Source organism: Pirellulales bacterium, assembly GCA_019694455.1.
In the GTDB taxonomy this organism is placed as follows: Bacteria; Planctomycetota; Planctomycetia; order Pirellulales; family JAEUIK01; genus JAIBBY01.
This window is the reverse complement of the sequence record JAIBBY010000006.1, coordinates 88,706-105,410: the sequence shown is the minus strand read 5'-3', so window position 1 is coordinate 105,410 and position 16,705 is coordinate 88,706. Positions and strand designations below refer to the sequence as shown.

Annotated in this window: 15 protein-coding genes; 6 read left to right on the top strand and 9 right to left on the bottom strand. The window is 62.7% G+C overall.

Annotated features, from left to right (window positions below; translation table 11 throughout):
- Positions 1-167: 167 nt before the first annotated feature.
- From K1X71_04560 to K1X71_04545, 4 genes are all read left to right on the top strand, one after another.
- Entirely contained in the window at positions 168-788 is a 621-nt protein-coding gene (locus K1X71_04560; GenBank protein MBX7072396.1) for a thioredoxin family protein, read from the top strand.
- A gap of 107 nt (positions 789-895) precedes the next feature.
- Positions 896-1,486 carry a sigma-70 family RNA polymerase sigma factor gene (locus K1X71_04555; GenBank protein MBX7072395.1) on the top strand — a complete coding sequence of 197 codons (591 nt, stop codon included), beginning with the start codon at positions 896-898 and terminating at the stop codon, positions 1,484-1,486.
- Positions 1,483-2,589 carry a hypothetical protein gene (locus K1X71_04550; protein ID MBX7072394.1) on the top strand — a complete coding sequence of 369 codons (1,107 nt, stop codon included), beginning with the start codon at positions 1,483-1,485 and terminating at the stop codon, positions 2,587-2,589. The genes K1X71_04555 and K1X71_04550 overlap by 4 nt, the downstream gene beginning before the upstream one ends.
- Before the next feature lie 220 nt (positions 2,590-2,809).
- The gene (locus tag K1X71_04545; GenBank protein ID MBX7072393.1) at positions 2,810-3,649 is read left to right on the top strand and encodes a transglutaminase-like domain-containing protein; all 840 of its coding nucleotides are present in this window, start codon (positions 2,810-2,812) and stop codon (positions 3,647-3,649) included.
- A gap of 24 nt (positions 3,650-3,673) precedes the next feature.
- Here K1X71_04545 and K1X71_04540 read toward each other — a convergent pair whose 3' ends face one another.
- The 7 genes from K1X71_04540 to K1X71_04510 all read right to left on the bottom strand — a co-directional run bounded on the left by K1X71_04540 (position 3,674) and on the right by K1X71_04510 (position 9,741).
- Complete coding sequence (locus tag K1X71_04540; protein MBX7072392.1) at positions 3,674-4,021, bottom strand: P-II family nitrogen regulator; 348 nt, start codon at positions 4,019-4,021, stop codon at positions 3,674-3,676.
- Between the two features lie 75 nt (positions 4,022-4,096).
- Positions 4,097-4,840, bottom strand: coding sequence for an LssY C-terminal domain-containing protein (locus tag K1X71_04535; GenBank protein ID MBX7072391.1), 744 nt, complete (start codon positions 4,838-4,840; stop codon positions 4,097-4,099).
- Positions 4,841-4,925: 85 nt separating this feature from the next.
- Entirely contained in the window at positions 4,926-5,519 is a 594-nt protein-coding gene (locus tag K1X71_04530; protein ID MBX7072390.1) for a hypothetical protein, read from the bottom strand.
- A 19-nt stretch (positions 5,520-5,538) separates the two neighbouring features.
- On the bottom strand, positions 5,539-7,170 hold the full coding sequence (pgi, locus tag K1X71_04525) for a glucose-6-phosphate isomerase (GenBank protein MBX7072389.1): 1,632 nt from the start codon (positions 7,168-7,170) through the stop codon (positions 5,539-5,541).
- A gap of 43 nt (positions 7,171-7,213) precedes the next feature.
- On the bottom strand, positions 7,214-8,071 hold the full coding sequence (locus tag K1X71_04520) for a sugar phosphate isomerase/epimerase (GenBank protein ID MBX7072388.1): 858 nt from the start codon (positions 8,069-8,071) through the stop codon (positions 7,214-7,216).
- An 82-nt stretch (positions 8,072-8,153) separates the two neighbouring features.
- Positions 8,154-9,602, bottom strand: coding sequence for a hypothetical protein (locus K1X71_04515; GenBank protein MBX7072387.1), 1,449 nt, complete (start codon positions 9,600-9,602; stop codon positions 8,154-8,156).
- Positions 9,592-9,741 (bottom strand): hypothetical protein, encoded by a 150-nt coding sequence (locus tag K1X71_04510; GenBank protein ID MBX7072386.1) that lies wholly within the window; start codon positions 9,739-9,741, stop codon positions 9,592-9,594. Before K1X71_04510 ends, K1X71_04515 begins: the two co-directional genes overlap by 11 nt.
- On the opposite strand from K1X71_04510, the gene K1X71_04505 reads away from it, so the two are divergent.
- Positions 9,734-10,849, top strand: a complete 1,116-nt coding sequence (locus tag K1X71_04505; protein ID MBX7072385.1) for an OpgC domain-containing protein — start codon at positions 9,734-9,736, stop codon at positions 10,847-10,849. The two genes, K1X71_04510 and K1X71_04505, sit on opposite strands and share 8 nt — an antisense overlap.
- Positions 10,850-11,164: 315 nt before the next feature.
- The gene (locus K1X71_04500) at positions 11,165-12,040 is read left to right on the top strand and encodes a hypothetical protein (GenBank protein MBX7072384.1); all 876 of its coding nucleotides are present in this window, start codon (positions 11,165-11,167) and stop codon (positions 12,038-12,040) included.
- Between the two features lie 170 nt (positions 12,041-12,210).
- On the opposite strand, the gene K1X71_04495 is transcribed toward K1X71_04500, so the two are convergent.
- Positions 12,211-15,381, bottom strand: a complete 3,171-nt coding sequence (locus tag K1X71_04495) for a protein kinase (GenBank protein MBX7072383.1) — start codon at positions 15,379-15,381, stop codon at positions 12,211-12,213.
- Entirely contained in the window at positions 15,356-15,997 is a 642-nt protein-coding gene (locus K1X71_04490; GenBank protein ID MBX7072382.1) for a sigma-70 family RNA polymerase sigma factor, read from the bottom strand. The genes K1X71_04495 and K1X71_04490 overlap by 26 nt, the downstream gene beginning before the upstream one ends.
- Positions 15,998-16,705: the final 708 nt, after the last annotated feature.

Below are 16,705 nucleotides of genomic sequence, written 5' to 3'. Positions count from 1 at the left end.
TCAGATGTCTAACGTAACGTGCAAACATAAATAGCAAGTCCTCGCTAGCCAATGGCTGAGGGGCGACCGACGGAAGCCCCGGAAACGCGGACCTTGCAGGGTTAGACAACAGCCCTTTGTCTGCCTCGGTATCAAAAATGCGTCCCGGCATGTCGGAGCGAACGAAGATGCGTGGTCTCATGTGTTCCATCGGAATCTGGCTCCTGCTCGCCGCCGCCTGCCTGGCTGGTGAATACAACGACGTGCTCAACATCGGCGATGCCGCCCCCGCCTGGAGCGATCTGCCGGGGGTCGATGGCAAACAGCACTCGCTGGCCGATCTCCAGGAAAAGCAGGTCGTGGTCGTCGTCTTCACCTGCAATAGCTGTCCGGTGGCGGTCGACTACGAAGACCGCATTGTGGCGCTCGCCAAGAAGCACACGGGCGAAGGCGCCAAGGTCGCGCTGGTGGCCATCAACGTCAACAAGATCGAGGCCGACCGGCTCGACAAGATGCAGGAGCGCGCCGCAAGCAAGGGATTCAACTTCCCCTATCTGTATGACCAGTCTCAGCAGATCGCCAAGCAGTACGGCGCGAACTTCACCCCAGAGTTCTTCGTGCTCGATCGTGACCGCAAGATCGTTTATATGGGCGGTATGGACGACAACAGCAATCCCGCGCTTGCAAAGAACAACTACCTGGAGCCCGCCATCGCCGCGGCGCTGACGGGAGTCCCCCCTCAAGTGAAGGAAACAGTCGCTCGCGGTTGCCGCATTCGCTACGAACGCGAACGCCGCCAGCGAAAGTAACCAGCGACGCATACAATTCCCGGCGCCATGGCCATATGGGGCGGCCCGCAAAATTCCCCCTATAATGGCCGCAGTGCGGGAACTTTTCCCATCGGCGCCGCGTCGAAATGCCAGAACTTCAGGTCACTGCCGCCATCGAACCCACCGATCGAGCGCTGATCGACCAGACCTTGGAAGGTCAGACCGCGTCGTTCGGGGAGTTGGTGCGGCGTTACCAGGATCGGTTGTATCGTGGTCTGCTCCATTTTTGCGGCTCGCCAGATGAGGCGGCCGATGTGGCGCAAGACGCATGGCTGCAGGCGTTTGGCAAGCTCTCCAGCTTCCAGCATGCCAGCGGCTTTTACACCTGGCTGTACCGGATCGCCGTGAATCAAATGCTGAGTCAACGCCGCCGGCGCCGCCCCGCCATATCGCTCGCCGATTGGGATGCCAGCGTCGTCGACCGCGTCGGCGCCGATGGCAGTCCCGACGCCGCCCAGACGCGGCGCGACCGAGCCGAACTGGTGCGCCGCGCCCTGGCGTCGTTGAGCGAAGAACATCGGCAGGTGCTGGCGCTGCGCGAAATGGAAGAATGGTCATACGAACAGATTAGCGAGTTGCTGGGGCTGCCAATCGGCACCGTGCGCAGCCGGATCTTCCGCGCGCGGCAAGAGTTGCGCGCCAAGCTGTTGCCGGCGATTGAGCAGGACATGCTGTGACAGAAGCCGATCAAGAACTGCTGAGCGCGTATCTCGATGGCGAAGTCGCCGGACCAGAACGGCTGCGCGCCGAGGCGCTGCTGCAAAGCGAACCGGCGGCGCGCCAGTACCTTGCGGAACTAGAGTCCATCCGCCGCGCCCTGCGCGAACAGCCTGCCGAATCGCTGCCGGCCGATTACGCCGCCGGCATCCTGCGCCGCATCAACGCGACCAACTCCACTGACCATCGCCCCGTAACGCGCGACGATGTGGCCCGGCCCAGCGAAGATGGCGCGTGGTTCGGCGCCGGGGGGCGCGGTTGGCGTCCGTTAGCCTACGCCGCGCTGGCCACCGCCGCGGCGCTGGTGGTCATGTTTCTGTCGCCGCGCCGCACGGCGGAGCTAGCGGTCAATTCCGCCACGAAAGAATCCGCACAGCGGCACGAAGTCCATCAGGCAGATGAGGCCGCTCCTCATCGTCCTGCTCCAGCAATGGCGCCAGCGGCCGTTCCCCCGCCTGCCGAATACTCAGCGCCAGACGTGCAGATGCGAGCCAGAAAGTCGCGTGCCGAGCCAGCGCAAGAACCAGAATCGATGCCCTTGGCCGCCGAGTCCGCCGTGCTCCCCAATCTGTTTGTCGCCGAGGCGACGGTCGCTTCCACCGACGACGCCCGGCAGGCGCTCGAAGCGGCCTTGAGCCAGCAGGGACTGCGGGCGATCCCTGCGGCGCTTGCGGCCGCTGACGAAGCGCGACCCGCCGGCGCGCCGATTGTACTGCGCGTTTCCGCAGATCGGGCACAGCTTGATCGTGTGTTGGCGTCGCTCGAAGCGGCCGATGGCCCCTTGCGCTCGCTCGCCTATCGAGCAATGACCGAAGCGGAGCTAAGCGCTTCGCTTGACCAGCCTGCCGACCAACGGCAGTCACAACTGGCCGCTGCGGCGAAAAGCGACGGCACGGCGGAACAAAAATCGCTGGCCGGCGCGGCAGCCGCGGCGCCCGGCGCCGAGCAATCAGCCTCATTGCCAGCGGCAAACGCCTCAGCGCCAGCCGGCGACAGTGTGCCCGAAGAATCGGCAGAACGGGTTCAGGCCGTCTTTATCCTGCGGCCTCAGCCGGCGCGCTAGCGCGCTCGGCGTTATTCCTGCACTCGCGGCGTATATAATGAGGCAAGGCTCGCGCGCGCCGCGGCCCCGTTCCTCTCATCGCCATCAGGGGGGTGAAACGCACATGCTAAAAAGCTGCTCTGCGTTCTGGTTGCTTCTGCTTGCGCTATGCGCGAGCGCCGCTCTGGCTGCCACGCCAACACCACCCGCCGCCAACCACGGACCGGCCCTCGGCGAGCCAATGGTGCTACGTTACCGCGTGGGCATCGTGGTCACGGCGGCCAACGGACCCTGCCAAGGCATCGTGGCCACCACCCCCATGCCGGTCGATTGGCGCGAGCAGCAGGTCAAGATCATCGAAGACGACCTCTCTCCCTCGGTGCACGACATCCAGTACCGCGAACTGGAAGGAGGCGTCAAGCAAATGGTGCTGAGCATCCCGTACCTTGCCGCGGGAGAAGAGTGCCACGCCATCACCACCATCGAAGTCACGCGGCATTCGCTCATTTCCCCCGACGAGACCAGCGAGTTGCAAATCCCCAAAAAGCTGCCTAAGGATATTCGCGCGTATTTAGGCACTAGCCCTGGCATCGAAACGCGCAGTCCCAAGATTCGCTCGCTCAGCAAAGAGATCATCAAAGGCGCCGATGACGACGCCTGGAGCCAGGTCGAAGCGATCTACGATTGGGTCCGCGACAATGTGAAGTACCGCGAAGGCGACTTCAAAGGCGCGCTCAGCGCGCTCCGCGCCAAGGAAGGCGACTGCGAGGAGCTTAGCTCGTTGTTCATCGCCATGTGCCGCAACAATGGCATCCCGGCCCGCACCGTCTGGGTGCCCGGCCATTGCTATCCCGAGTTCTATCTGGCCGATGCGTCGGGCGCCGGCTACTGGTTCCCTTGCCAGGCGGCGGGCACGCGCGATTTTGGCGGCATCCCCGAGCATCGCCCCATCCTGCAAAAGGGAGACGACTTCGTCGATCCCGATCGCCCCTCGCGCAAATTGCGCTACGTCACCGAGCACGTCACCGGCAAAGGGGGCAAGCCGCGCGTCCGCTTCGTGCGCGAGATGATCGGCGGCTGATTCCGCGCCCCACAACGACTGCCGTCACACCGCGCCCGGTCCGCGCTGCCCGTCGCTGATCTGAATGCCTTCTTCGGCCGGCGCCACAAAAATCTTGCCGTCCCCAATCGTCCCCTCGGGTCCGGTGCGGGCAACGCTCACGATCGTCTCGATCGTCCGTTCGACAAAGTCGTCGTTGACCAGAATCTCCAGTTCCACCTTGCGCAGCAGATGCGTGGTGTACTCGCGCCCGCGATACAGGTGCGTGCGGCCGCGCTGGCGGCCGTAGCCTTGCGCGTCGAGCACCGTCATGCGGGTGACGCCAATCTTGTCGAGCGCCTCGCGCAAGGCGTCGAGCTTGGTGGGCTGAATGATGGCGAAAAGCAGCTTCACGGCTTGCGTGCTCCAGGTGAATCGCCTGCGAGCCATTAGGATACTAAGCCCCGCCACTTCGCGACAGTCGGCCAGTTACAGCACGTTGTGCCGCAACCATTGCCAAAACCGGTTCTTCCAATGCACTACGGCCGGATTGGCCAACCGCTCTACGCGTTTCGCCGCTGGCGCGCCCCCTTCGGTCAGCACCGCCACCGTCAACTCGCCGTCGGTGTAATACCAGTCGCCGCCGCCATTGCGGCCGTTGAACGTCGGCCCCACGCCAGACACTTGATACTCCGTCGTCACGTGTCCGGCCTTAGCCAGGTCGCCAATCACCAGGTCGCGCTCGGCGTCGATATCGGCGGCAATGTGATGCGTGATCTGTCCGGTGTAGTGACTCAGCCCCACACTCTGGTCGAAGGTGGCCGCGCCGATCCAAAACTCGCGATCGCCCACTTTGGCCGCCGGATCGCGCCATAGCCGCACGTGATTGCGGTGCGTGGCGCTCTTGCCCGCTTCCAATTCAAAAGCCAAATCCTGCTTGCGGCCAAAGAGAAACAGCGGGCTGACCGGCGCCGTTTGATACTTATGATCGAACAACACGCTGCCGGCGATCTTCAGGCTCGAGGCGAGCGTCACCGGATCGGCCGGATGCCAACCGGCGGCGGCGAACGCCCGAAACACGTCCTCCTCGCTCCCCACCAGCCCCACGTTCAAGGGGTCGCCCGGAATGTCGTTGCTGGTGTCGGTGGTCTTGGGCGCGGTGGCGAGCGATGGCTGATGCTCGTAGTGTCGCCACAAGAGCGGCAACACAACGTACGCAATCAGCAGATACACGCCGATCGCCAGCGCCAACCATTTTGCTGCGCGCTTCCATCGGCGAGCGCGCCGTGCAGGGGTGGCTGCGTCCGCGGATTGTTCTTCAGTCGTTGTCATGCTGCGCCTGCGCCGAGGTGGGGCCTTGTGCAGTGACGAGATACAGTGCGGGATGCACCCCGTCGAGCCAGACGTCGCGTTTCGTCAACTTGCGTGCGACAAGTGGCTTGGAGCGCAGTTCCGCGAACATAATGCCGACCATGCCGATGGCAAACGCCAAGAACGCGATTGCAAACCACCAGATCTCGCCATAGATCGCAGCCAGTGCCATGCAAATCAAGAAGGCCGCTACGCTACCAGCTATCATCGCGAAAACCAACCAGCGCAGTTGCAATTCTCGTCGACGGTGAGCGTGGCATAGGTGAGCGCGCACCGTCGCTCGTTCCAGAGCCATATTGAGAAAAATGATCGCCGACGGACCGAGCAGAATTGTGATGACCACCTGTAGCCATCGCGGACGGATCGCCCGACGCGCCGTGAGTTTCATTGGATCGCCCTGCGCGGCCATTCCACATTTCACACAGAAAGGCGGCAGCAGCGTCCCGCGCCGGCGCACCACGAACAGGCCATCCTCGGCAATCGCTCCACCTGCTTGCACGGCTACAGCAGCGCCCAAATTGTGCGTTTGGTACGGATTCACTTCTGGCTCTGTCATCGCGCTACCGCCTCTCTCGATATCGCCGAATCAACTCGTTGGTCGAACTGTCATGCGCCGGCTGTGGCGGGCCGGCGCTTTCCAGCTCCGGCACAATCCGCTGCGCCAGCGCCTTGCCCAGCTCCACCCCCCATTGGTCGAACGAATTGATGTTCCAGATCGTTCCCTGCACAAACACCTTGTGCTCGTACAGCGCGACCAATTTGCCCAGGCTCTCCGGCGTCAGCCGTTCGAGCAATAGCGAGTTGCTGGGCCGATTGCCGGGGAATGTGCGATGCGGCACGAGTCGCTCGGCTACCCCTTCCGCCCGCACTTCGTCGGCCGTCTTGCCAAAGGCCAGCGCCTCGGTCTGTGCAAGGAAGTTAGCCATCAGCAAGTCGTGATGCCGGCCAAGCGGATTGAGCGACTGGCGAAAGCCGATAAAGTCGCACGGCACGAGCTTGGTGCCTTGATGTAGCAGTTGAAAGTACGCGTGCTGCCCGTTGGTGCCCGGCGTCCCCCACACCACCGGCCCGGTCTCGTAATCGACCGCCCGTCCGTCCAGATCGACCCGCTTGCCGTTGCTCTCCATGTCGAGTTGTTGCAGATACGCGCTGAAACGATCCAGATATTGATCGTACGGCAAGATCGCCACGCTCTCGGCGCCAAAAAAGTTGTCGTACCACACGCCAATCAGGCCCAATAGCGCCGGCAGGTTTCGCTCCAAGGGCGCGGACCGAAAGTGTTCGTCCAGCGCGTGAAACCCCGCCAGCATCTTGGCGAACTGCGCCGGCCCAATCGCCAGCATCAGCGACAGGCCAATGGCCGACTCGAACGAGTAGCGGCCGCCAACCCAATCCCAAAACTCGAACATGTGGGTGGTGTCGATGCCAAACTTGGCCACCTCCGCGGCGTTGGTCGACACCGCCACAAAGTGCCGCGCCACCGCGCGCTCGTCTCCCAGCGCCGCAACGCACCAATCGCGCGCCGAACGCGCGTTGGTCAACGTTTCCAACGTGGTGAAGGTCTTGGAAGCGACGATGAACAGCGTCTCGGCCGGGTCGAGATCGCGCACCGCCTCGGCGAAGTCGGTGCCGTCGATGTTGGAAATGAACCGAAATGTCATGTCGCGCCGGCTATAGTGCCGCAGCGCGTGATACGCCATCACCGGACCCAGGTCCGACCCGCCAATGCCGATATTCACCACGTTCTTGATCGGCCGGTCGGTGAAGCCCCGCCAGTCGCCGCCGCGCACGCGCTCGCAGAACGCGCCCATCTTGTCCAGCACGGCATGCACCAACGGCACGACGTTCTGGCCATCCACCATGATCGTCGCGCCGCGCGGGGCGCGCAGCGCCACGTGCAGCACCGCGCGACCTTCGGTGACGTTGATCTTTTCGCCGCTGAACATCGCCTGAATGCGGCCGGGTAGTCCACGCTCGCGCGCCAGATCGAATAGCAGTTTCAGCGTTTCGTCGGTCAGGCGGTTCTTGGAGTAGTCGAGGTAGATTCCTTCCGCCTCGACGGCCAACCGCGTGCCCCGCGCCGGATCGTCGGCAAACAGGTCGCGCAGGTTTGCGTCGCGCAGCGTGTCGTAGTGCGCCGCCAGCGCCCGCCATGCGGTCGATTGAGTTAGCGCTTCACGAATTGTCGCCATCTTGGTCTCCCTACCGCATTGCCGCCGATTGTCGCGTTACGCGTCAGCCCAGCGCCTTGCGCGCCCCTGCTGCCGCCGCGGCCAAACAGGCCTTCACGTCATCCAGCGGATTCTTGGGGTTCTCCTCATATTCTAGCGCCACGCAGGCGTCGCTGGGGAACTCAACCTCTTTGAGCGCGCGGAAGACGCCCGCCAGATCGAGATGCCCTTGGCCCAGAATCACTCCCTTGGCGTCACGCTTTTGCTCGGCGAAGTCCTTGAGATGGATGCCAAACAAGCGCCCCTTGAACAGTTGGATCGCCCGGACCGGATCTTCCGCCGAACGAATGTAGTGCCCCAGGTCGGCGCAGGCGCCAATGTTGGGGTGGCGCCCGCGGATGGCGTTCAGCGTGTCGGCCACCTTGTCGTAGCGCGCGCCGGGGCCATGATTATGAATCGCGATCCGCACGTCGTACTCGGCCACCAGTTTGTCGAGGCTGTCGAAGGAATCCTCGGTGGGATCGGCCGACAGGTTGCGAATGCCGGCCGCCTTGGCGAACTCAAACCAGCGGCGATTCGCCTCGTGATCCTTGGTGAAGGGGTTCACGCCGTGCGTCAGAATCTTCACGCCGTTGGCGGCCGCTGACTTCTTCATCGCGGCGATCTGCTCGGCCGACGACGTGACCGGAAAATGCGCGTCGAACATCTCCACCGTGCCGCAGCCCAACTCGTGGGCAAATTTCAGCGCCTGCTCCGCCGGAAACTCGCGGAAGGTATACGTTTGCAGGCCCATCACAAAGCCGCCGTAGTTCGACGGCTGGGCGTCGGCGCCAAAGCTCCAGCGATGCCTTCCTGCCATGCCAGCGGCCAACGCGGCGGCGGACGTCTTCAGAAAACTGCGGCGAGCGGCCAAACGACTCATCGGTGTGTACCTCAAGGGCTGTCGTGTCCAGTGGTTCTGTACTCAAGATAGCGGGCGGCCGCGACCGGTGCGACCATGGCCGTCATCGCGCTTGTAGAGAGTAAATGTCGGCGTCCTTCAGCACAAAGCGCAGCCGCACTGGCTGTTCAGCCAGCGCCGCAAGGTCGCTTCCTCCCTTCCAGGTCACGACGCGCTCGATCTCGTCGCCGATTAGCTCCTGGCAATCGTCGAGCGAGTACCCCGGAACCGCCGCGCCGTCGGTGGTTTGAATCTCTACCCGCACACCCCCCGCGGCGCTGGTGGAATAATTGAGGCATAGCTCGCGCGGCTTGCCATCCTTCGCCTTGGGCCACACGACCGGCCGGGTCACTAGCTCGCCGCCGCCGTAACCGGCATGCGCCGACGCGAAGCCATCCAGTCGCAGCGTGTATCGATCGAGCCGAGCGGTCGGCTGCCCATAGTTGCGCTGCACGTAAAACGACATCTCGGCCGGCCCGGTCTGCGCCACCCCTAGCGCCGGGTAGTTGGTGCGCGAGGTCCAGTTCTCCCAACCGATGCCCGGCCGCACGAAGGCCTCCATGAACGTCCGGTCGTAGCGATTTCCTCCGCGCGTGGTCAGCAGCACCGCGTCCGAAATGTCGCCAAAGTAGCGCGGATCGACATGGATGGCGCGGGCTTGTTCCTCCGAGAGCACCTTGCGCCCCGGCATGAACCGCGCGGCGATGCCCACATAAATGTGTGGCGCCCGAAAGTACGGATGCGTCTGGTTGGTGTAAAGGTGTTCGGCCGGCACGTCGCCAAAGGTCATCTGCGCCGGAGCCGACCAATGCACAAAATCCTCGGATGTTGCACGGGCCACGCTGCGCACACCCTCGGGCGAGCGGCGATAGTAAAGCACGTACTTTGCTTCCGCCGGCGACCAGAACGGCACGTTCTGCGAATCGAAGACCCACCCCTCGTCGCGGAAGACCGGCTCCTTCTGCAAGCGGCGCCAATGGAGCCCGTCGCCCGAGACAAACGCGATCAGGCCCGATTCGCTGGTCCCCCCCAGCGCTTTGTAGCGCTCGTCGGCCGCTGCGCCCGGTCGCGTGTCCACAAACGGAGAAAAGTTGTGCGATGCGGGCGTTTGGTCCTTGAGCACCACATTGTTCGCGCGGCCCCCCGCCACTTCGTAAATGTCCAGTTCCGGCTTCGACCAGTGGATGCCGTCGCGACTCTCGGCGTAGCAGGTCGTCTCCGTCGGCGAGCCGTCGCGCCCCGCCTCGGGCAGGCCGCGATAGTACATGCGATACATCTTGTTGGCGGGGTCGTGAAACACGGTCACATACCCGCAGAACGCGCCTTCCCAGGCGCGGTCGAACGCCAGCGCCGCGCCGGCTGGCCGTGGCTGTTGCAGTCGCAACTCGGCGCCCTCCAGGCGCTCGATCAAGTGGTGATCGACAAATAGCTCCAGTCGCGACAGATCGACCGGTTCGGCCGCGTGGACCGCGGAAACAGCCAAGAATAGAACGGGCAAGAGGCTAATGCGCATGGCGGATTTGCTCAACTATACTGTTCAAGGGAGTTCTGTTAGCCACGTTGTACTCTTCGCCGTCGGCGCTGGCCAACTTGGCCACCATTTCGTCGGTTCGCCACGCAAGCCATTTCCCTTGCTTGGGCAATATGCTCATCGCACCGAACTTTTCGATCGACGCCCCATCAGCGCCGCTATCGCAACTCAAGCCCACCACGCAGCGTGACCAACGCATCGACTTTTGGCGCGGCATCTGCATTGTCGGCATGGTCTCGTGGCACTTGTTCACGCATCCTTCGTATCCGCGGGCGTTGGCGTTCTTGGTGATTCAAAGCATCAACTTCGCGGCCGAAGGCTTTGTGCTGCTGGCTGGCGTTTCGATTGGTTACCAACTCCGCAAATCGCCAGACCGCATTCGCCGCGCCGGCCCGCACCTGGCGCGCGCGGCTCGCTTTTTGGCGCTGCACTACGCAATGGCGTCTTGCATCACCGTGGTCATTGTGACGACCGGTCTGTTTGGCATGTTGCCCGCGCGAACCGCGGCACAGTGGGCGCGCGACATCGCTCTGCTTCAGTTTCAGCCCTATTTGGGCGATGTGCTGACGGTGTTCATTTTCCTGTTTGCGCTCACGCCGTTGCTGCTGGCCGTGCAGCGGTGGGGCGGCGACGCCGCGCTAGCTGTTCTGAGCCTGGTGGTGTTCGCGGTGTCGGTTGTGGCGCCCGTCTTCGCCGCGCTCAACGCGCACGGGGCGTTTGTCGTGAATGGTTGGCAGATCTATTTTGTGCTCGGCATTCTCTTTGGCCTGCACTACCAGCGAGTGCTAGAGGCCTGGCGCAGCCGACCCGGTTATTACTTGACGCTCAACCTGATCGTTTGTGGGCTGCTGATGGGTTGGCGATTGATGGTCGAACTCGATCCCCATCTGGCCGCGAGCGTGCCGCTGGCGCTGCGCTTCGAGCGCCATCCGCTCACACTGGCGCGCGTCTTGGACATGGTGGCGCAGATGCACCTGTTGGCGCTGGTGACTACGCTTGTTTGGCGCTGGATCGCGGATTGGCGCCCCACGGCCTGGCTGGCGCTGATGGGCCGCCACAGCCTGGAAATCTTCGTGGTCTCCGTCGCGCTCGACTATCTGCTGAAAGGCCTGTTCAACTACTACGGCTGGGGCCCGCCGCTCAATATCCTCTGCTGGCCCGTGCTGCTGGTTGTGCTCTACCAGTTGGCCCGCCTGCTGGCTTGGCGCGCGACAAATCGAACGGCGTAGCGGCACAATCAGGGGTCCGAGTATCTCCTCCTCGCACCGCGCCGAAATTACTGGTCAACCCCTCAATTGGCTTTCGATCTGTTCGCATTACTTGCGAGCGCCATTCTTCGGCCCATTTGGTCACAAGAAAAACCCCATAAGCGTGTCCGTTCTGGTCCAGAAAACACGTCTTAGAGAATAGGTCGACGTCATCGTTGCATGGTGAATCCCCCGCCAGCGAGGGGAAGGCAAACGTATGGAATTGTGACCATGTGCTGGTCCATCGACCGAGTGGCTCACCGTGTCAATTCGTCCCTCCGTTTATTGCCAGCAATCGTGTGCGCTGTTGCCCTGCTTACGCCAAACGCAACCGTGCGGGGTGGCGTGGCGCTCACCGGCAATCCGTTTTCCGATACCGGCTGGACACTTGCCGGCAATTCGCTCGATAACGGCACGTATATTCGCGGCGGCGGCAACTTCAGCTTCGATGCCTACTCGGCGAGCTTCCTGCTCGAATCGGGCTCGGCGCTCGATGGACTCGATCCCAATTGGAAGGTGGGTGACGTAATCCTCGGCATGGGCGGGGTGTTCGTACCCAACAGCGGCCTGGCGGGCGATACCGGCTGGGCAACCGATGGCCTTGGCGCCGTCGCGGTCAATTCCAACATCTCAAAATCGCTGCGGATCGTCTCCAAGTTTGGCGTCAACCCGTCATCGTGGGCCGCTAGCACCGTCAAGCCAACGAGCGGCAATGGCCAGGGGAGCACCAGCGGCGGCCACGGTGGCGACGGGGCAATTTTGGTCGGCACTCAGACTGGGTTCCTCGATCAAACCGACGATACTCCAACTCCCGCCAACACGTTGGTCGTTCCCAATGAGGCCCAGCGCTACGCGGCCCCCAGTTACTCGGGCACGAATGTGCCATTCAACATTGCAAGACTGATCTTCAACCTGGATACCAACAACTTGGTCTCCAGTTGGGAGATGCTTCTCAACACCACGTATCTGTCATCAGTTTCTCCCTATGGCGACATCCCGCAACCCGGCGACCGCTTCGATCAAGCGCTTCAGCGCAGCTCAAATGCGATCACCGACGCGCTCGTGCCATCGGCGGAGTTGGCGGTGGTGCCCGAGCCAGCCAGCCTGATCGTGTGGAGCCTCTTGGGTCTGTCGTTGGTCGGCGTGCGCAGGCTTGCCGCGCGGCGCCGCTGAAAACCAGTTAGTTTGCAAAACACGTGAATGCCCGAGGCGCGGTCCATGAGCTCCCCCAGTGCTTGTGGCGCGCTTCGGGTCATTTTTTCTATTGCTTGGCAAGAGTCCGTCAGCCGCTCCAGAGCGCATCGCAAATGAGCGCGCACTGCAAGGCGGACGCAGTTCGCGACTTACTCCGCGCCGGCTGTAGGCCCGCTGGGATAGTCGAGATCGATGACCCGCAACTCGGCCCCCACGGTGAACGCGATCGCGCGGCCATCGGCCGTCGGCTTCGCGTCGCCGCTCAGTGGCCAATCGAGCATCGTCTGGCCCGTGCGCATATTGACGATTCCAAACATCTCTTCGCCGGTCACAAAGAGTCGATCGTCGGGCAGAAAGTACACACGGTTCAGCGCGTCGCGCAACATGTAGGTTGATAGCAGTTTCAGGCTGCGGGCATCGTAAACATGAACGGTCTTGTCTTTGGCGGCGGTGGCGAAGCGCTTGCCGTCGGGAGACAGAGTGGCGCAGCCCATGGTGTTGCGATGGCCAACCAAGAAGCCGAGCCGGCGTTTATCAACGACGTCGTAGCAGCGCGACTCGCCGCGCATGTCGCCGGCGATGAGTCGCCGCGCGTCGAGAAACGTGCAGGCCCACACCCCTTCGGCATGATTGAACCGCGCATGCTGCTTGCCGGTATGCAGGTCGATCACGGCGAGCGCTTCTTTGCAACTGTAGGCGAGCCAGTGCCCGTCGCGGCTGATGGCCATGCGATCGGGCCGCTCCGCCAACTTGCAGATCGGCAAGCAGGGCCCCCCAGCCAGGTCCACCCAGGCGAGTTGTCCGCCGCGATCGACGACGGCACAGCGATCTTGGTCGGGACCGAACTTGATTAAGCTGATCGGACTATCTAATCGAGCCAAGGTGGCAGTCGGTTGCTGCGTGCGGCGGTCGATTTTCACCACCTCGCCATTCTCGAGGCCGGCCAGCAGTTCTTGCTGCGAGGGAGCCCAGGCAAAACAAAGTGGCGTGGCGGCAGTGGGAATGCGCGTGCCCATCTGTTCGGTGACGGCGATGTTCCACTCGCGAACCGTGCCATCTTCCGAGCCGCTCAAGATGACGTCGCCTCCCAAACCAATCACGCAGCGCACCGCGTCCGAGTGTCCGTGCAACGTTTTCACAATCGAACGGCGGCGCGATTTGTCGCGAATGCGAACATCGGGTCTGCTGTCGCTGCCTCCTTCGACCACCATGCCAGTATCGCCGAGCGCGCCCAGCGACATGATCTTGTCGGGCGACAGAAATTGAGTGACCGCGACCTTGCCGCTGTCAGCTTGGCTCAGATCCCACTGCCACAGTTCGTTACGGGTTGGCGCCAGCAGTTTGTCGTCATCGGCCCACAGCGCATTGCGCCACGAGGGATTCGCTGGCGAATCGAGCAAGGCGTCGGTCAGCCCGCCGGCAGGCGCGTTGCGCTCGTAGTCCCACAATTGCACTTGGCCATCATCGCAGCCAGACGCCAGCCACGGTCGGCGAGGATGCATCGCCAACCAGCGAATCGCGCCAGGATGCGCAGCGATCTTGCGGGCCATTGTGCCCGATTCCAAGTCCCAAAGCAGCACGCCGCCCCCCCCGGCGCCGCTCGCCAGCCAGCGGCCGTCGTGCGAGATGGCAATCGCGCCGATCCAGTTGTTGTGTCCTGTCAACTCGTGAACCATTTGCTGAGTCACCACGTCCCAAACGCGGATCGCGCGATCGTCGCCGCAGCTTATCAGCCATTGGCCATTGGGGGTGAAGAGAAGTCCGTCGATATTGCCCGACTGGTGCGCAATGAGTTCGATCGGCTTGCCAGTCGTTGGTCGATTCCAGAGGCGGATCACGCCGTGACGATCGCCGGTTGCCAGTTGCCGCTGGTCCGGCGAGACCGCCATCGACCAGATTTCGGAGTCCTGCCTGGCTATCACCTTCGAGTCGTGGTTCATCATGGCGCGCAGGTAGTGCCATTCAACGCCGCGCAGATCGTGCTCTCCCGTCTTGGGCACGTAACGGTTCAAATAGCGCTGCGCGTCCGCGGGCGAGGATTGTTCCCAGGCGTCCTGCACCAACCGCATGTCGGAGCCGTAGGCATACTCGCGGGTGGAGCGCAGCGCCCCGGCAATGCGCCAGTTCGACCAGCCGAGTACGCCGATAAGCGTTAAGCCGGCCAGCGTAGCGAACGCGAACAGCCCGGCCCAAGCAGGATTGCGCCGTGCCCATTTTCGCACACGCTCAGTAGTGGTCACGCGCCGCGCGCGGATCGGCACCCCATCCAGATAGCGCCCCAAATCATCGGCCAGCAGCCGCGCCGTCGCATACCGCCGGGCAGGCGTTTTTTCCAGGCACTTGAGGCAGATCGTCTCCAGATCGGCGATTTCCGACCCGCGCGTTTGGCTAATTCGCGTGACGTCCACGCGTTCGATCTTGCGCAGAATTTCCCAATCGGTGTCGCCCGAAAATGGCGGCCGTCCTGCCAAGAGTTCGTACAGCACCGCGCCCAGGCTGTAAATGTCGGCGCCCGGCCCAATCTCTTTGGTTTGCCCCATCGCTTGTTCGGGAGACATATAGCGCAGGGTGCCGACCAGCGTACCGGTGCGCGTCATCGCGTCGTTGCGCTCGGTCAGCTTGGCCAGGCCAAAATCCATCAGCTTGGGAACAGCCTGATTCAGTTCGCTGCCGATCAGCAGTTCGCCGTCGGGTATCGCCAACAGGATGTTGCCCGGCTTGATGTCGCGATGCAGCACACCGTGTTCGTGGGCGTGGGCGACCGCATCGGCCAGTTTGCGAACAAACTCGGCGGCTTGCTTATGAGGAACGGGGCCCTTTCGCTCTCGCAGCCAGCGAGACAGGGTGACGCCGCGATAATAAGTAGTCGCGATGTATGGCATGTCGTCGGCGATGCCGGCCTCGAGGATTGCGGCGACGTTGGGATGATCTAGTCGAGCCGTGGCGCGGGCCTCTTGCTCAAAGCGCTGCCGATGCTCGGCCGACGCGAGCGACTCGATCCGCGGAATCTTGAGCGCCACATCGCGGTCGGTGCGCGGATCGCGGGCACGGTAGACAATGCCAAAGCCGCCAACGCCGAGTTCGCTCAGGATTTCAAAACGGCCAAGCTGCCTGAGCAGCGGACCGTTTTGCTGGGCGCCACCGCGTTTGATGGCCGCCAGCATCTCGACGCATTCGCGCCCCCGCGCCAGCCGCGCGCGCAGCTCCTCCGGCCCGTCGGACAACGTTTGGTCCAACGGCTCGCCGGCATCGGCGCGGCGCTGACAATCGACGAGGTAATCGTCGACCAGATCGTCAAATGAATCCGGATCGGTTGCCATGTTGCGTGGCGAGCTCAATGGCCAGCCTGTCAATCGCCCGGCACCAGATCTTGCGCGCCGCCTCGGCCGATCGTCCTAGTGCCGCCCCAACTTCCTCGAAGGTTCGCCCATCAAAGCTGCGCAGCTCAATGGCGCGTCGCGCCTCGTCGGCCAAACGCGCCATGGCGGCATGCACAATGTCCTGGTTTTCTCGCCCGCGCAGCGCTGCGCTCGGCGCCGAGCAATCGGCCACCAGCTCGCGAAACGCGTCTCCAGCCGAGAAATCGCCCCCCAGCGACTCTTCCTGCGAGTTAGTGGCGGCATATTTGCGCCGCGCGTCGTGAATATTGTTGATCAAGATTCTACGCAGCCAACCGCGGAGTTGGGTCTCGCTCACCCCTTGAAAATGGCCAAATTCCTTGGTCGCGTTCAAAAATGTGGATTGTACCACGTCCGATGGCGCCAGTAGCGCGCCGAGATCGTTCCCCAACTCGTCGTTGGCGATCCGCATCAGATACGCGCGATAATGGTCAAATAACTGCCCCAGCGCAGAATACGAGCCACCCCGCGCCGCCGCAATCGAGCGGTCCAGCGTATCGGGTCCTTCGTGATTCGGCGCGTATTCAGACACGGACATCCCCAGTTTGGGCGCGAACGGGAATGCGAAACGCTATTCCCATCTATATAGACGCCAAACAGGCGCCAAACCGGACAAAAAATCTTTGTCCGTATCGGCAGGCTCGATACGTCTGGAGTGTGCTTTGAAAAAGAGTCGCCTCCCCTTGCGGTTCACTCTGTGCGGTAACTCCTTTTGTAAAAGCGATTTGCGCAGCGACGCAACTCATTGAGCACTGAGGCGAACCACCCGCAAGCAGGGTGATCAATACAGTCGCGCTAAGGCAGAAATGACTTTCAATGTGGCGCTCGAATTGGCGTTCGCCCGCTCGGGTTGGCTGGGGGCGAACACTAGACTCACAAAAGTCGCATAGGGGCGCACAAAAACCGTTGTCTCCGCGCCCGATTGCCTTGGAAATCGCGGTCGTCTACCGCGTTGGTAGAAGCGTCTGCCATTTCGCCACAGCGTTCGATTCAGGTTCTCGCCCTGGGGCCGACGCCGAGAATCGGATTGCCGCTGGCTTCGACATGCACAACACCACCGTCGCTCCTCCGGCGTACGACGCCACACCGAGAGTTGGCGCGGCACTTGGACCAAATGCGCTCCAAGCGCGAGGGAGACGCCCGGCGATGATCGCTTTTGCGGCGGCCGGGCAGGTGTGACTACACTTGAAACCTGGCCCGAGCCGCAAGGACCTTCGGCAAGTGTCATCACTTTACGGCTCTCGTT

Excerpts from the sequence above, each read along its gene's own strand:
- pgi (MBX7072389.1), bottom strand. The coding sequence starts at position 7,170 with ATGGCGACAATTCGTGAAGCGCTAACTCAATCGACCGCATGGCGGGCG.
- K1X71_04505 (MBX7072385.1), top strand. The coding sequence starts at position 9,734 with ATGCTCATCGCACCGAACTTTTCGATCGACGCCCCATCAGCGCCGCTA.
- K1X71_04515 (MBX7072387.1), bottom strand. The coding sequence starts at position 9,602 with ATGCGCATTAGCCTCTTGCCCGTTCTATTCTTGGCTGTTTCCGCGGTC.
- K1X71_04495 (MBX7072383.1), bottom strand. The coding sequence starts at position 15,381 with ATGGCAACCGATCCGGATTCATTTGACGATCTGGTCGACGATTACCTC.
- K1X71_04545 (MBX7072393.1), top strand. The coding sequence starts at position 2,810 with ATGGTGCTACGTTACCGCGTGGGCATCGTGGTCACGGCGGCCAACGGA.
- K1X71_04555 (MBX7072395.1), top strand. The coding sequence starts at position 896 with ATGCCAGAACTTCAGGTCACTGCCGCCATCGAACCCACCGATCGAGCG.
- K1X71_04560 (MBX7072396.1), top strand. The coding sequence starts at position 168 with ATGCGTGGTCTCATGTGTTCCATCGGAATCTGGCTCCTGCTCGCCGCC.
- K1X71_04520 (MBX7072388.1), bottom strand. The coding sequence starts at position 8,071 with ATGAGTCGTTTGGCCGCTCGCCGCAGTTTTCTGAAGACGTCCGCCGCC.
- K1X71_04490 (MBX7072382.1), bottom strand. The coding sequence starts at position 15,997 with ATGTCCGTGTCTGAATACGCGCCGAATCACGAAGGACCCGATACGCTG.
- K1X71_04510 (MBX7072386.1), bottom strand. The coding sequence starts at position 9,741 with ATGAGCATATTGCCCAAGCAAGGGAAATGGCTTGCGTGGCGAACCGAC.